Source organism: Pseudomonas imrae (assembly GCF_046352735.2).
Classification (GTDB): Bacteria; Pseudomonadota; Gammaproteobacteria; order Pseudomonadales; family Pseudomonadaceae; genus Aquipseudomonas; species Aquipseudomonas imrae.
Map to the genome: position 1 here is coordinate 3,916,832 of NZ_CP110853.2, position 14,025 is coordinate 3,930,856.

Sequence of the window (14,025 nt, forward strand, 5' to 3'; positions counted from 1 at the left end):
TTTGCCCGTTTTTAGAAACAAACTATGTTAAAGCATCGCATTTTTTGCTGCGCAAAGTGCAACTAAGCTCTATCCATCGCCTGCCAAGGCCACCGCCAACTGGAGTTGCATATGCTCACCACGCTCAAGCGTTTTGTACTGACCACCGCCGTGCTGGGATTCACTGCCCACGCCAGCGCAGCGGACTTGACCCTCGATGTCTACAACCCAGGTGAAACCGCGATCTTCCCGGTCAGCTCGGTGCTGGTCAGCGGCGAGAAAAACGCGATCCTGGTCGACGCGCAGTTTGGCAAAGGCCAAGCTGAACAGTTGGTGCAAAAGATCCGCGCCAGCGGCAAACAACTGACCACCATCTACATCAGCCATGGTGATCCGGACTACTACTTCGGCCTCGACACTCTGACCCAGGCATTCCCCGAAGCCAAGGTGCTGGCCAGCCAGCCAGTAGTGGACCATATCAAGGCGACCGTTGAAGGGAAATTGGCGTACTGGGGTCCGAAAATGGGTGCCGACAAGCCAGCCAAAACCATCATTCCACAGGTCCTTGAAAGCCAGAGCCTGACGCTGGAGGGCAAGCAGTTGCAGATCATCGGCCTCGACGGTCCGCAGCCCGACCGCAGCGTGATGTGGATCCCGTCGATCAAGGCCGTCGTCGGCGGTGTCGTGGTTTCGCAGAATATTCACCTGTGGATGGCCGACACCCAAGGTGCGCAGTCCCACGCCGACTGGCTGGCCACTCTGCAGCAGATCGAACAGTTGAAACCAAAGACTGTGATCCCCGGCCATTACCTGGGCACACCGACACCTGAATCGGTGAAATTCACCGCCGACTACATCAAGGCCTTCGATAAAGAAGCAGCCAAGGCCAAGGACTCCGACGCACTGATCGCAGCGATGAAAAAACGCTACCCGACCCTGGCCGATGAAAGCTCCCTGGAACTGAGCGCCAAAGTCGCCAAGGGCGAAATGAAGTGGTGAATTGATTCAACCTTTTAACGCACTGGAGAACGTCATGAGCAAGATTGCAATCATTGGTGCTACCGGCCGCGCCGGTAGCCAATTGCTGGAAGAAGCCTTGCGCCGCGGGTACAGCGTAACGGCGATCGCCCGCAACACCGCCGCTATCGCCGCGCGCCCAGGCTTGACCGTCAAGCAGGCAGACGCCCTCGACGCTCAGGCCTTGCACGAGGCCATCAGCGGCAACGACGTGGTGATCAGCGCTGCGCACTTTTCCAGCCTGCCTGCCGAAGCCGTAATCACCCCAGTGAAACAGGCCGGTGTAAAACGCCTGCTGGTGGTGGGCGGCGCAGGTTCGTTGCTGCTGCCCGACGGCAGCCGGGTCATCGACAGCCCTGGTTTCCCTGCAGAATACAAGGCCGAGGCCAGTGCCGGCGCGGCATTCCTCGACACCCTGCGCCAGGAAAAATCACTGGACTGGAGCTTCCTGTCGCCCTCGGCAGAGTTTGTCGAGAGCGAGCGCACTGGCAAGTTCCGCCTCGGCCAGGATGATCTGCTGGTAAGCAGCGAAGGCCGTAGCTGGATCAGCTTTGCTGACTTTGCAATTGCCTTGATCGATGAAGTGCAAGTGCCGAGACATTCACGCCAGAGGTTCACCGTCGGCTACTGAAGCAAGGTATTTGATCGCTCCCATGCGGGGGCGATCTGTACCCGCATTTTTTCAATAGCACCTGCGACTTTCTCATTTGCCCCTTCCTTTGCAGCCCGGCCTAATGATGCCCTTGTCAGGCAAAGGCCCTCCCATGGAAAACGTTCACGCAAAACCTGCCACCGCCTTCTGGCTGATGATCAGCGTGGTGCTGGTGGCACTCAACCTGCGCCCGTCCATGGCCGCAATCGGTCCGTTGCTGTCATCGATCCGAGGCGAGGTGCCGCTGAGTTTCAGCAGTGCCGCGTTATTGACCATGCTGCCTGTGATGGCCATGGGCCTGGCGATGTTCTTCGGCATGGGCGTAGCCAGGCGTTTTGGCGAACACCGCAGCATTATCGTGTCATTGCTGGTCATCGGCCTGGCCACCGTATCGCGGTTGTTTCTCGATTCTGCCGCCGAACTGATCCTCAGCGCCATCGCCGCCGGAGTCGGGATTGCACTGATCCAGGCGCTGATGCCGGCACTGATCAAGTCGCGCTTCAGTGACAACGTTTCACTGTTCATGGGCCTGTATGTCACCGCTATCATGGGCGGCGCGGCCCTGGCGGCATCGTTCTCCCCCTTCGTCCAGGTGCAGACCGGCAGTTGGCGCATCGGCCTGGCGATCTGGGCGGTGCTCGCGGTGCTGGCGCTGCTGTTCTGGTACGCCCAACGCTCGGTGCTGGCGCCTTTGCCGCACACCCGCGACGGCGCGCAAGCATCGTTTTTCGGCAATCGCCGGGCATGGTTGCTGGCGATTTTCTTCGGTCTCGGCACGGCGTCCTACACCTGCGTGCTGGCCTGGCTGGCGCCGTACTACGTGGAGCAAGGCTGGAGTGAACAGAATGCCGGCCTGTTGCTGGGCTTTCTGACAGCCATGGAAGTGATCTCGGGGCTGATCACCCCGGCCATCGCCAATCGCCGACAAGACAAGCGTGGCGTGGTCGCGATCTTGTTGATGTTGATCATTGCCGGCTTCTGTGGCCTGATTTTGTCCCCGCAACACCTCAGCCTGTTATGGCCGTGCCTACTGGGCCTGGGCATTGGCGGGCTGTTCCCCATGAGTCTGATTCTTTCCCTGGACCATCTGGATAACCCGCACCGTGCAGGAAGCCTGACCGCATTCGTACAAGGCATCGGCTATCTGATCGCGGGCATATCACCGCTGATTGCCGGGATAATCCGCGACCAACTGGGCAGTTTCGAATGGGCCTGGTGGTCACTCACTGCTGTCGTAGTGGTGATGCTGCTGATTGTGTTGCGCTTCGATCCACGCCACTATGCGCGCCATATCCGCTAGCGCGTCGTGTTCAAAACAGTATCTGTCCCACAAGAGACATAGAAATATCCCACAGAGCTTTCTATTGGCACGGACGTTCCGTTAACATTTTGCCTTGTTTGCGCTGCGGTCGCGCAAAAGGCTCACGGACGAAACGGATGCTAAACAGCAACTTGCTTAGAAAGCTCGATATGCAGGACCTGATGGTGTTTATTGCTGTGTATGAGCAAAGCAGCGTCACCGATGTGTCCGAAACCTTGTTCGTCAGCCAATCCACCGTCAGTTACAGCCTCAAGAAACTGCGCACCAGCTTCGAGGATGAGTTGTTTATCAATACCCGGGCCGGCATGCGCCCGACCTACAAGGCCAGCACCATGTATGGCCATGTGCAGAAGATCCTCGAAAGCATCAACCTCTGCCACTCCGGTGCCCCAGCATTCGACCCCACCCGCAAGGCCGTGACATTTAACATCTGCGCGCCCGAATATTTCGAACAACTGATCCTGCCCAGACTGTTGAAAAACTTCGATCAGGCCGACCTGCCAGTGATCGTCAATGTGCAAAAACTGGAAACCGACATTCCCGCCGAAGCTCTGCGCGAGGGGCGCCTGGACCTGGTGATTTGCTTCGGCCCGCACTTTCACCGTGAACATAAAGACTTCAAGACCCAAATGCTGCTGGAAGACGATTTGGTCTGCGTCTTCGACAAACGTGCCGCGCCAAGGGAACAGGCACTCAGCCTGCAGTCCTTTGTTGCCCGACGTCATGTGTTCCCCACGCCCTGGACTTCCAGCACCAACATGATCGACGGCTGGCTGGCTCGCCAGGCCCAGACACGCCAAGTCATTGCCCGTGCCAACAGCTACAGCGCTGCGTTGAAAATGATTACTGGCACCGACTTCATCGTCACCCTGCCCCGCCGTGTGCAACAGCTGCTGGCGTTGGAGCCGGTATTTGGTCACTGCGAAGCCCCCAACGGCCTGCCGGGTTTCACCCTGGATATGCAGTGGCACGAAACCAGCGAGCAGGACAGCGCCAATGCGTGGTTCCGCGAGCAGGTGGCGAAGGTGTGTGGGGGGCTGCAACCGGCAAGCGGCGAGCTTCAAGCGTCAAGCTGAAAGCTGCAAGAAAGGCGCAAAACCAACTTGCAGCTTGAAGCTTACAACTTGCCGCTTTCACCCACCCATAAACGCTTCCAGGCGCGAGCGCATCCAGCGCTCGGCGGGGTCGTTGTCGACATGGCTGAGCCAGACCATGGAGAGATCCAGAGTAGGCGTCTGGAACGGGAAAGGTTCGCAAAACACACTGCCTGACGCGGCCATGGCCTGGGCGGTGTAGTCCGGCAGACTGGCAATCATATCGGTGCCCGCCAGCAAGGCCGGCAAAGAGCTGTATTGCGGCACCGACAACACCACGTGCCGCTTGCGCCCAATCTCCGCCAGCCACTCATCGGCAAATCCTGCAACGTTGGCCGTATGGGACACCAGCACATGGGGCCGCGCGCAGTATTCGTCGAGGGTCAGCGGCGTGTCCGAGGCATCGGCACGCAACACACTGGGACGAATATGGCGCAGCAATTTGCGCTTGGCGTTGGCCGGCAGGCCGCGGGTCTGGGTGATACCCACGGTGATATCCCCGGAAGCCAACAGGTCGGGAATACGCCAATAATCGACATGCTGGACTACAAAGACCACTTGCGGCGCTTCGGTGCGCACGGCACGCAACAGCGGCGGCAACAAGCCGAACTCGACGTCATCGGATAAACCAATGCGAAACGTCATGGTGCTGACGGAGGGGTCGAAGTCGTGGGTCAGGCTCAAGGCAGCCGACAACGAGTCCAGGGCCGGCGACAGATGACGGATGAGCTCCTCGGCTCGCGCGGTGGGTTCCATACGGTGACCGACGCGGATGAACAGCGGGTCATTGAACAGCGTGCGCAGGCGGTTGAGGGCCGAGCTGATGGTCGGCTGGCCAAGAAACAACTTCTCGGCCACGCGTGTCACATTGCGCTCCAGCATCAGCGTTTCAAAGACGACCATCAGGTTGATATCGGCCTTGCGTAACTCATTGCGATTCATGACGAGCGCCTTACTGCCCAAGACAGACGGCAGTTTAGGAACACGAGCGGCCTGCGTCTATGCGCGGGCTATCGGTGCTGGGCCTTTTAGCGCTATAAATCAGCTTTCATGGCAATCGGGAACAGCATTGTGACGGTCATTCTTGCCTTGGCTGTATTGATAGCCGGGTTGGTTATCTGGGGCATCCGGTTTATTGCTCATCCGACGCTCAGGACCTTACTGCGGGTGTTTGTCGGATTATGCCTGGGGGCGGTCGTGGCTTATCTCGTGCTGGCGGCGGGCTTTCCCACGGCGCTGCTGGTATCCCAGGCCACAGCTACCCCGGCATGCTGCCAGGGTAGCTAACATCGCCATCGGCGGGCCGGCGATCAGGTCGAACTCCGCGCCTGCTGCACTACCGATCCGTGCTCGCGCTTCGACTCCTGCCCCTGACGCAGGCGTAAAGCCGCCACCGCTGCCACCACCAACACCAGCGCGATGACTTTCAAGCCATTCATTGCATCCCCGGTGCTCATCTCGATCAACCCCATCACCGAAGGCCCGACAAATCCCCCCAGCAACCCGCAAGCATTGACGAAGCCCAAGCCACCGGCCAAAGCCACACCTTTGAGGCGCGAAGCCGGATACAGGAAGATGATCGACTGCACCACAAAGAACATCACTGCCGACAGGCAAAAGCCCAGCAGACTGAACACTGGCCCCGAGACCGAAGCGATGGCCAGCCCCAGCGCCATGGTCAGCAGCCCGGTGATCAACAGCGACCGGGCACGCTTGGGCGTCGTCGCAAAACGTGGCAACAATACTGCCCCCAGCGCCGCCGCAATCCACGGTAACGAGGTCAGCAAACCCACGCTCATGGTGCTCATGTCCCCGTATCTGCCGATGATGCTCGGCAGGAAAAAAATTACGGTATAGATCGTGATCTGATGGCAAAAATACACAAAGATCGCCAGCAGGATTTGCGGGGTAAGGCACTGCTTGATCGAATGACCGCCCGCGCCTGCGCCCTCTTCGGCTTCGGCCGCGATACGCTGCTCGATGCCCCGTGCCTCCTCGGCACTCAGCCACGGCGCCTTGCTCGGGCGATCCGGCAATTTACGCCACACCACCCAGGCAAATGCCACGGCCGGCAGACCTTCGAGCAGGAACATCCACTGCCAGCCATGCCAACCGAGCATGCCGTCCATACGCATCAGCGCAGCCCCCACCGGCCCACCGATGATGTTGGCAAAACACACCCCCAGCAGAAAATAACCGGTAGCGCGGGCCCGTTGCTCGCGGTTGAACCAATAAGTCAGGTACAGCATCACGCCAGGAAACAGGCCGGCTTCGGCAATGCCCAGCAGCAGACGTAACACATAAAACGATGTCTCGCCCTGTACGAAGGCCATGGCCGCCGAAATCAGGCCCCAGGTCACCATGATTCGTGCAATCCAGAAGCGTGCGCCGACCTTATGCATGATCAGGTTGCTGGGGACTTCCGACAGCGCATACGTCAGGAAAAACAGACCCGCTCCCAAGCCGTAGGCGGCCGCCGAGATGCCCAGATCAATATCCAATTGATGCTTGGCCAGAGCGATATTAGTGCGATCAAGAAAACTCAAGATGTAGGCGATGATCAGCAAGGGCATCAGCTTGACGAACATCAATCGGTTCAATTCCCGCGGTTCGCGTGGAAGGTTTTTGCGGTCGGCAAGCACGTCGATAGTCATGGTGCTATCCCTTTATTGTTGTTGTGCGCGATGAACGGGACCGCGCCATAACGCAGCCCGTCCTCGGATTTAGAAATTGACCTGGTCGCGCCCCTTGAGGCCGAGGATCTCGCGGGCCTCATCGGGCGTGGCGACCCGCCCGCCGAGGGCCTCGATCACCGTACGAATGCGCCGCACCTGATCGGCATTCGACGCCGCCAACTTGCCCGGCCCATCCCACAGCGAATCTTCCAGGCCGACCCGCGCATTGCTGCCCATGGACAGGCCCATGGTCGCCAATGGAATCTGCCCACGGCCGGCGCCGAGGATCGACCATACGTAGTCCTCGCCAAACAAACGGTCGGCGGTGCGGCGCATGTGGGCCAGGTCTTCCGGGTGGCCACCAATCCCGCCGCGCAAACCGAACACCGACTGGATAAACAGCGGCGGTTTGAGCAGACCACGCTCCAGGAAATGAGCAGCGGTGTAGAGGTGGCCGATGTCGTAGCACTCGATTTCAAAACGTGTGCGGTTTTCGGCGCAGGAATTAAGGATGTGGGCAATGTCGCGGAAAGTATTGCGAAAGATCCGGTCATCGCTCTCTTCCAGATACGGTCGCTCCCAATCGTGCTTGAACTCGGTGAAGCGATTGAGCATTTCGTACAGGCCGAAGTTCATCGAGCCCATGTTCAATGAGGCCAACTCCGGTTTGAACTGCAACACCGGTTGCAAACGCTCCTCCACGCCCATGGTCGGCGCTCCACCGGTGGTGAGGTTGATCACCACGTCGCTGGCAGCCTTGATCTGTGGCAAAAACTCAGCGAACAGCGCCGGGTCCTGGCTGGGGCGGCCATCGTTGGGATCGCGTGCATGCAGGTGGACAATCGCGGCACCGGCCTCGGCGGCACCGATGGCGGCTTCGGCGATTTCCTGCGCCGTGATGGGCAAGTGTGGCGACATCGACGGCGTATGGATCGCGCCGGTAACAGCGCAGGTGATAATGACGGGGCGATTTTTGGACATGACGATTCTCCGACTTTTATTCTTATGAAAAAAATCCAGGGTGTAGCTATAGGGTCTTGCGTCGCGCTTTACAGGTATTCGACGTTACCGTCGACACTGATCGCCTGGCCGGTCACGTTGCGCGCGGCGGGTGAGCAGAGAAACAAGGCCATGGCCGCGACATCTTCGGCAGTCACCATGCGCCTGAGGGAAATCTTGTCGAGGTATTCCTGGCGCATCTCGGCCTCTGGAACGCCCACCTGCTCGGCACGGGCGCGGATCACCCCATCCATCCGCGGGCCTTCGACAATACCCGGCAACAAGGCATTGACCCGAATATCGCTCTGCCCCAACTCCGAGGCCAGGGACTTCATCAAACCGACAATCGCCCACTTGGTCGCCGCATAAGGCGTGCGCCAGGCATAGCCCAAACGGCCGGCCACCGAAGCGATATGGAGCAAATGGCCGTGGGAAGATTGCTTGAGCATCGGCACCGCATGGTGGGCAAAGCGGTATTGTGCAGTCAGGTTGATGTTGATCGTGGCCTGCCATTCGGCATCGCTGATCGCATCGATGCCAGCAGTGGGACCAGCGATCCCGGCGTTATTGACCAGCACATCGAGCCCACCGAACTGTTCGCGCTGGACCTTGAACACCGCCTCGATCTGCGCCGCATCGCTGACATCGGCACGAGTAGCAACACTGCCTGGGTACTTGTCACGAAATGCTGCCAAGGCCGACTCACTGACATCACAGACATGCACCTGGGCACCCGCCTCCAGATAAGCCGCCGCCAGCACCTCACCGATACCAGCAGCACCGCCGGAAATCAGTACTCGTAACCCAGGATAGGGCTGCAACCGTTGTAGGACGCTCATGGGCGTTTACCTCCTGAAACAGACAACCGCGAACGGTCGCTATTGACGAGCAGGCGCGCCAGGGAATCGGCGGCCTGCATGATGTCATCGGTCACCGCAGCACGGGCACCGCCGCCATCGCGGGCGGCCAGGGCCTCGACAATGCGCGTATGCGCCTCCATCGAGCGCTGCAGGTGAGCTTTATCGGGGGCCACGAGGGCAAAGCATGGGCCCATGTGCAGCCAGAAATTTTCCACGGCGGCCATGGTCAATTCGGCCTGGGCCACGGCGTAAATACGCCGGTGAAAGGCAAAGTTGGCCCACAGGTAGCGGGACACATCGACTTCGTCGGCCGCCTGCTGCATTTGCTGGCAAAGGTCACTGATTTCATCCAGATCGCTTTTTTCCAGGCGCAACACCGCCTTTTCCGCCAACAAACCTTCCAGGGCGACCCGCGCATCACGGATTTCCCGCAGCCGCTCAACCGTCATGAGGCGGACGCGCAGACGCGAAGTCTCAGTGACTTCAAAGGCATTTTCAGCGCTCAGGCGTTGCAGGGCTTCGCGCACCGGCATGGGGCTGGAGCCCAGGGCCTCGGCCAGACCACGAATGGTCAGTTTCTGCCCAGGCTGGAAGCGACCGCTCATCAGCGCTTCGCGGATCTGGCGATAGACCTGATCTTGCAAGGTATCGCGGGAAACCTGGCGTAGGGTTGGAAGGAGAATCGGACCATCTGTCATGAGTCAAACCTGCGTTGTCATTCTTATACGCAGCAATATGTGATCACAAATCAAATATGTCAAATGCTTTCCTCAAATTATAGTGAGACGGTTGACGTTCAATGCGCTCCTCAATCTAATGGGCCTTCACTTGAAGCAAGGACAGCTGAACCATGAAATTCGCCTACACCATTGTCTACGTCCCGGACGTATCCGCCTCGCTGGATTTTTTTGAAAAAGCCTTCGGATTCAGCCGTCGTTTCCTGCATGAATCCGGGACATATGGCGAATTGGACACAGGCGGTACCACCTTGTCTTTCGCAGCCCATGAACTGGGAGACATGAATTTCAAAGGCGGGCATGTACAAGCTCATGCCTCGAAGCAACCGCTGGGCATGGAACTGGGTTTTGTAACTGAGGATGTGCCGGCGGCCCATGCCAAAGCGCTGGCGGCGGGCGCAAATGAACTGTCTGCCCCGACGTCCAAACCCTGGGGCCAGGTGGTGTCTTACGTGCGCTGCCCGGACGGAACACTCGTGGAGTTGTGTACCGCGATCTGACATTCAAACCCCGCCCGTCGGGCGGGGTTCATTGATCAAGGCTTGAGCGGACGCTCTTCATCCCGCTCGGAAAGCTCCTTGCCATCGTCTGGATGCTTCCAGGTTTGAGGTTTTTCCTCCTCATGCTCATCTCGGCTGCCGTCGCGCTCCGCGCTATCACGCCGCTGCCGTTCAGTGCCCATAACCACCTCCCATCCGTAAGAATTTGATGATGCTTAACCAGCATAGAACAGCACTCGACTCGGCAAATACACAGAAACGAAAAAGCCCCGTAGCTTATTCAGCTACGGGGCTTTTTCTGTGTAATGGCGGAGAGATAGGGATTCGAACCCTAGGTACCGGTGAAGGTACAACGGATTTCGAATCCGTCCCATTCGGCCACTCTGGCATCTCTCCAACGGCGCGCATCATAACAGCCTGTTACTTGGAAGCAAAGCGCATAAGCGATTTTTTTCCGTGCTATCAGATGCTTGCGTCGATTACAGCGGTACGCCGAGGCGGTTGGCGACTTCTTCGTAGGCTTCGATAACGTCACCAAGACCCTGGCGGAAGCGGTCCTTGTCCATCTTCTTGCGGGTGTCTTTGTCCCACAGGCGGCAGCCGTCCGGGCTGAATTCGTCGCCCAGGACGATGGAGCCGTCGTGGAATACGCCGAATTCCAGCTTGAAGTCCACCAACAGCAGGCCGGCGTCGTCGAACAGTTTGCTCAGGACGTCATTGACCTTGAGGGACAACTCCTTCATGCGAGCCAGTTGCTCGGCAGTGCCCCAACCGAATGCCACGACGTGGGATTCGTTGATAAACGGGTCGCCCTTGGCGTCGTCCTTCAGAAACAGTTCGAAGGTGTAAGGGTTGAGCTTGAGGCCCTCCTCCACGCCCAAACGCTTGACCAGGCTGCCGGCTGCGTAGTTACGCACGACGCACTCGACCGGGATCATGTCGAGTTTTTTCACCAGGCACTCGTTGTCGCCCAGCAGTTTGTCGAATTGAGTCGGGATACCGGCCGCTTCGAGCTTCTGCATGATGAAGGCGTTGAACTTGTTGTTCACCATGCCTTTGCGATCAAGCTGTTCGATGCGCTTGCCGTCGAATGCCGAGGTGTCGTTGCGAAACAACAGGATCAAGCGGTTGGCGTCGTCGGTTTTGTAAACCGACTTGGCTTTGCCGCGGTAGAGTTCTTCACGTTTTTCCATGATGGGCTCCGCTTTGAGTGAGGTGGGCTAGGCGATGTGTCGCCAGTCGAGCCCTGAATCTTGATCGGCCAGTTGCAGCCAGTCCGGGTCGCACCCGAGGGTGTCGACAAAACATTGCCGGGCAAGCGTCGGCAGGTTGTTCTTGCTGCTCAGGTGGGCCAGGACCAGGTGTTGCAGGTCTTGCCAGCCCAACTCATACACCAGGTACGCCGCCTGGTGGTTGTTCAAATGTCCCAGCTCGCCGCCCACCCGTTGCTTGAGAAAGTGGGGGTAGTGACCACGGGCCAGCATGTCGCGACAGTGGTTTGACTCGATCATCAGCGCATCGAGATTCCGGTAGCCCTCCAGCACCTTGGCGCAGTAGGAACCCAGGTCGGTGAGCACGCCGAAACGCCGCTCACCGTCACTGAATACGTATTGCGTCGGCTCCTGGGCGTCGTGGGCAACGGCAATCACGTCGATACTCAAGGCACCGATTTGCAGTTGCTCGCCACCGACCAGGAAACCTGCGGGCTCAATGGGTTTGCGCATCCCGCGCAAGGTACCGCGACTCAGGTACACCGGGAGATTGTAGCGCCGAGACAGCAAACCCACGCCATGCACGTGGTCGGCATGTTCGTGGGTCACCAGAATCGCGCTCAACTGCGCAGGGTGAACCCCCAGGCGCAGCAGGCGCCGCTCGGTTTCCCGCAGGGAAAAACCACAATCAACCAGGACGTACGTATCGTCGTGGGCTACAAGCGTGCCGTTCCCTTGGCTACCGCTACCGAGAACGGCAAAGCGCATCGGATCAGCCCAGGTTGTCCTGAATCACACCCAACACCTTGCGCGCCGTTTCAGCTGGCGCCACGGTATTGAGGTTTTTCTCGACGGTGACTTGCACGGTCTCGCCGACCTTGCTCAGGCGAACCTGATAACGCTCGGCGCGAGTCTCGATTTCTTCCTTGGTCGGCTCACTGCCGAACAGTTTGCTGAAGAAACCACGCTCTTCGTTTTTCTTCTCGGCTTTTTCGGCCACGTTGATGTAGTACAGGCCCAGGCTGCGGTTGATGTCTTCAACACGCCATGGCCCTTGCTCCAGCGCACGACCGACACTCGACCAAGCGCGATCCAGGTCTTCACCCAGGTTGAGTACAACGTTGCCGCTGCCATCTTCGGTGAGGCTGACGCGACTAGGCGTATCGTAATCACGGGCCGCGAGCAGGGACACAGAACCGCCCTTCTCGGAGAGACGGCTCATGCTGGCCAGCATTTCGTCGACCAGCGCCGAATCAACGCCGGTGTTGACCGAACGATTGGTGAACTCGACATCGGCAGTGCTGCCGGCAGGACGCTCGGCACTGACCACATACACTTCGCTGGTGTTGCGCTGCACACCCGGCTCGATACGCACGCGGATGCGCGCTTCGCTGTCTGCAGCGATGCCACCGGATTGCATGCGCTTGGCCAGATTGGCCGACAGCTCGCTCGACTGCTGCCATGCTGTGGTGAATTCACCCGTCTGCGGGCGTTGCTCGTCGATACGGAAACCATTGTCCTGGAAGAACTGCAGGGCCACCGGCCAGACTTCAGCCGGCGGGCGCTGGGCAACGACCCAACGGGAGTCGCCACTCTTCTGCAGGCTGTAGTCGCTGGCATCTGCGGCGGCGGCGGCGATCGGCTGTGGACGCGGCACTTCGTACTCGCCCTTGACCGTGTCATCGGCCACATTGCGCGGAATCGGCAGCAACGGGTCAAGACGCTTGGCAACGTTGACGTCCGGCGGCAATTGCATCGGGGCGGTTTGTTGTGCTTCCAGGTAATCGCTGCCGCGGTCACGGAAGTAGCCTTCCGGGCCCCAGATCCAACCGCAGCCACTGGTGCTGGAGATAATCAAGGCAAGTGCGGAAAGTCCGGCCAATCGCTTCATGCGTAGTGCTTCCTCAATTAAACCAGGACGCCGGACTGGCGCAGTGCCTGTCGCAGCGGTTCGTGACAGGCTTCGCTGAGCCGGGTGAGCGGCAGACGGATACCGTCCGGCATCAAGCCCATTTCAAACAGCGCCCATTTCACGGGGATAGGGTTGGATTCGATGAACAGGGTTTTGTTGAGCGGCATCAGCTTCTCGTGGATTGCCCGCGCAGTGACCGCATCCCCGGCGATGGCGGCGGCACATAGCTCGCTCATGGCACGCGGTGCGACGTTGGCGGTCACGGAAATGTTGCCCTTGCCACCCAGCAGCATCAGCTCGACCGCCGTCGCGTCGTCGCCGGAGTACACCAGGAAGTCACTGCTGACACCGGCCAGGATATCCTTGGCGCGTTGCAGGTCGCCGGTGGCTTCCTTGATACCGATGATGTTCGGCACGGTGGACAGGCGAATCACGGTCGCAGCCTGCATGTCACAAGCCGTGCGGCCTGGAACGTTATAGAGGATCTGCGGGATGTCGACGGCTTCGGCGATGGTCTTGAAGTGCTGGTACAAGCCTTCCTGGGTCGGCTTGTTGTAGTACGGGGTTACCAGCAGGCAAGCATCGGCGCCGGCTTTCTTGGCGTTTTTGGTCAACTCGATGGCTTCGCGAGTCGAGTTGGCGCCCGTACCGGCGATCACGGCAATACGCCCTGCAACGCGCTTGACCACGAATTCGATCACCTCGATGTGTTCCTCCACATCAAGCGTGGCCGATTCACCCGTGGTGCCGACCGCCACAATGGCGTTGGTGCCCTCTTGCAGGTGGAAGTCCACCAGTTTGCCCAGGCTGTCCCAGTCGAGATGACCTTGTGCATCCATGGGTGTGACCAGTGCCACCATACTGCCCGCAATCATGCAACCGCTCCTGCCGGAAAAAGAGAGCCGTAATGGTACTGGCGCCAAGATGCTTGTACAAGCGAAGTACCCTCTGAGGATGCGTTCTGGATCAACTTAGTTGCCAGCAATGCCATCATTGGGCCAAAGCGGGCTGCGTGGCAGGGTTTGAGGCAGCCGTTCACGCAATGAAAACGCCACCTCCTATCCCTTG

The 14,025-nt window shown here is 59.1% G+C and carries 16 protein-coding genes and 1 tRNA gene; 6 read left to right on the forward strand and 11 right to left on the reverse strand.

Annotation, left to right across the window (positions count from 1 at the left end):
* Nucleotides 1-111: 111 nt before the first annotated feature.
* The 4 genes from OQ460_RS17740 (at nucleotide 112) to OQ460_RS17755 (ending at nucleotide 4,045) form a co-directional block, all read left to right on the forward strand.
* Nucleotides 112-978, forward strand: coding sequence for an MBL fold metallo-hydrolase (locus OQ460_RS17740; protein ID WP_410018692.1), 867 nt, complete (start codon nucleotides 112-114; stop codon nucleotides 976-978).
* Between the two features lie 34 nt (nucleotides 979-1,012).
* The gene (locus tag OQ460_RS17745; RefSeq protein WP_410018693.1) at nucleotides 1,013-1,627 is read left to right on the forward strand and encodes an NAD(P)-dependent oxidoreductase; all 615 of its coding nucleotides are present in this window, start codon (nucleotides 1,013-1,015) and stop codon (nucleotides 1,625-1,627) included.
* A gap of 133 nt (nucleotides 1,628-1,760) precedes the next feature.
* Nucleotides 1,761-2,948, forward strand: a complete 1,188-nt coding sequence (locus OQ460_RS17750; protein WP_410018694.1) for a cyanate transporter — start codon at nucleotides 1,761-1,763, stop codon at nucleotides 2,946-2,948.
* 137 nt (nucleotides 2,949-3,085) lie between these two features.
* Nucleotides 3,086-4,045: a LysR family transcriptional regulator gene (locus OQ460_RS17755; RefSeq protein ID WP_410018695.1), complete on the forward strand. Its 960-nt coding sequence runs from the start codon at nucleotides 3,086-3,088 to the stop codon at nucleotides 4,043-4,045.
* Nucleotides 4,046-4,102: 57 nt separating this feature from the next.
* Here the strand turns inward: OQ460_RS17755 and OQ460_RS17760 are convergent, their stop codons facing one another.
* The gene (locus tag OQ460_RS17760; protein WP_410018696.1) at nucleotides 4,103-5,005 is read right to left on the reverse strand and encodes a LysR substrate-binding domain-containing protein; all 903 of its coding nucleotides are present in this window, start codon (nucleotides 5,003-5,005) and stop codon (nucleotides 4,103-4,105) included.
* 129 nt (nucleotides 5,006-5,134) lie between these two features.
* Here OQ460_RS17760 and OQ460_RS17765 point away from each other — a divergent pair, with 129 nt between their 5' ends.
* The gene (locus OQ460_RS17765; protein ID WP_410018697.1) at nucleotides 5,135-5,350 is read left to right on the forward strand and encodes a hypothetical protein; all 216 of its coding nucleotides are present in this window, start codon (nucleotides 5,135-5,137) and stop codon (nucleotides 5,348-5,350) included.
* A gap of 23 nt (nucleotides 5,351-5,373) precedes the next feature.
* Here the strand turns inward: OQ460_RS17765 and OQ460_RS17770 are convergent, their stop codons facing one another.
* The 4 genes from OQ460_RS17770 to OQ460_RS17785 form a co-directional block, all read right to left on the reverse strand.
* Nucleotides 5,374-6,717, reverse strand: a complete 1,344-nt coding sequence (locus OQ460_RS17770; RefSeq protein ID WP_410018698.1) for an MFS transporter — start codon at nucleotides 6,715-6,717, stop codon at nucleotides 5,374-5,376.
* A gap of 69 nt (nucleotides 6,718-6,786) precedes the next feature.
* Nucleotides 6,787-7,719, reverse strand: a complete 933-nt coding sequence (locus tag OQ460_RS17775; RefSeq protein WP_410018699.1) for a 3-keto-5-aminohexanoate cleavage protein — start codon at nucleotides 7,717-7,719, stop codon at nucleotides 6,787-6,789.
* A 68-nt stretch (nucleotides 7,720-7,787) separates the two neighbouring features.
* Nucleotides 7,788-8,576, reverse strand: coding sequence for an SDR family oxidoreductase (locus OQ460_RS17780; protein ID WP_410018700.1), 789 nt, complete (start codon nucleotides 8,574-8,576; stop codon nucleotides 7,788-7,790).
* Nucleotides 8,573-9,295 carry a GntR family transcriptional regulator gene (locus tag OQ460_RS17785; protein WP_410018701.1) on the reverse strand — a complete coding sequence of 241 codons (723 nt, stop codon included), beginning with the start codon at nucleotides 9,293-9,295 and terminating at the stop codon, nucleotides 8,573-8,575. The genes OQ460_RS17780 and OQ460_RS17785 overlap by 4 nt, the downstream gene beginning before the upstream one ends.
* A 152-nt stretch (nucleotides 9,296-9,447) precedes the next feature.
* Here OQ460_RS17785 and OQ460_RS17790 point away from each other — a divergent pair, with 152 nt between their 5' ends.
* Nucleotides 9,448-9,834, forward strand: a complete 387-nt coding sequence (locus tag OQ460_RS17790) for a VOC family protein (RefSeq protein ID WP_410018702.1) — start codon at nucleotides 9,448-9,450, stop codon at nucleotides 9,832-9,834.
* Between the two features lie 35 nt (nucleotides 9,835-9,869).
* On the opposite strand, the gene OQ460_RS17795 is transcribed toward OQ460_RS17790, so the two are convergent.
* The 6 genes from OQ460_RS17795 to dapA form a co-directional block, all read right to left on the reverse strand.
* Nucleotides 9,870-10,016 carry a hypothetical protein gene (locus OQ460_RS17795; protein ID WP_410018703.1) on the reverse strand — a complete coding sequence of 49 codons (147 nt, stop codon included), beginning with the start codon at nucleotides 10,014-10,016 and terminating at the stop codon, nucleotides 9,870-9,872.
* Nucleotides 10,017-10,140: 124 nt separating this feature from the next.
* Nucleotides 10,141-10,230, reverse strand: a tRNA-Ser gene (locus OQ460_RS17800).
* 83 nt (nucleotides 10,231-10,313) lie between these two features.
* On the reverse strand, nucleotides 10,314-11,027 hold the full coding sequence (gene purC, locus OQ460_RS17805) for a phosphoribosylaminoimidazolesuccinocarboxamide synthase (protein ID WP_003211975.1): 714 nt from the start codon (nucleotides 11,025-11,027) through the stop codon (nucleotides 10,314-10,316).
* A 27-nt stretch (nucleotides 11,028-11,054) separates the two neighbouring features.
* Nucleotides 11,055-11,813: an MBL fold metallo-hydrolase gene (locus OQ460_RS17810; protein ID WP_410018704.1), complete on the reverse strand. Its 759-nt coding sequence runs from the start codon at nucleotides 11,811-11,813 to the stop codon at nucleotides 11,055-11,057.
* A gap of 4 nt (nucleotides 11,814-11,817) precedes the next feature.
* Complete coding sequence (gene bamC / locus OQ460_RS17815; protein WP_410018705.1) at nucleotides 11,818-12,936, reverse strand: outer membrane protein assembly factor BamC; 1,119 nt, start codon at nucleotides 12,934-12,936, stop codon at nucleotides 11,818-11,820.
* 17 nt (nucleotides 12,937-12,953) lie between these two features.
* The gene (dapA, locus tag OQ460_RS17820; protein ID WP_410018706.1) at nucleotides 12,954-13,832 is read right to left on the reverse strand and encodes a 4-hydroxy-tetrahydrodipicolinate synthase; all 879 of its coding nucleotides are present in this window, start codon (nucleotides 13,830-13,832) and stop codon (nucleotides 12,954-12,956) included.
* Nucleotides 13,833-14,025 lie beyond the last annotated feature (193 nt).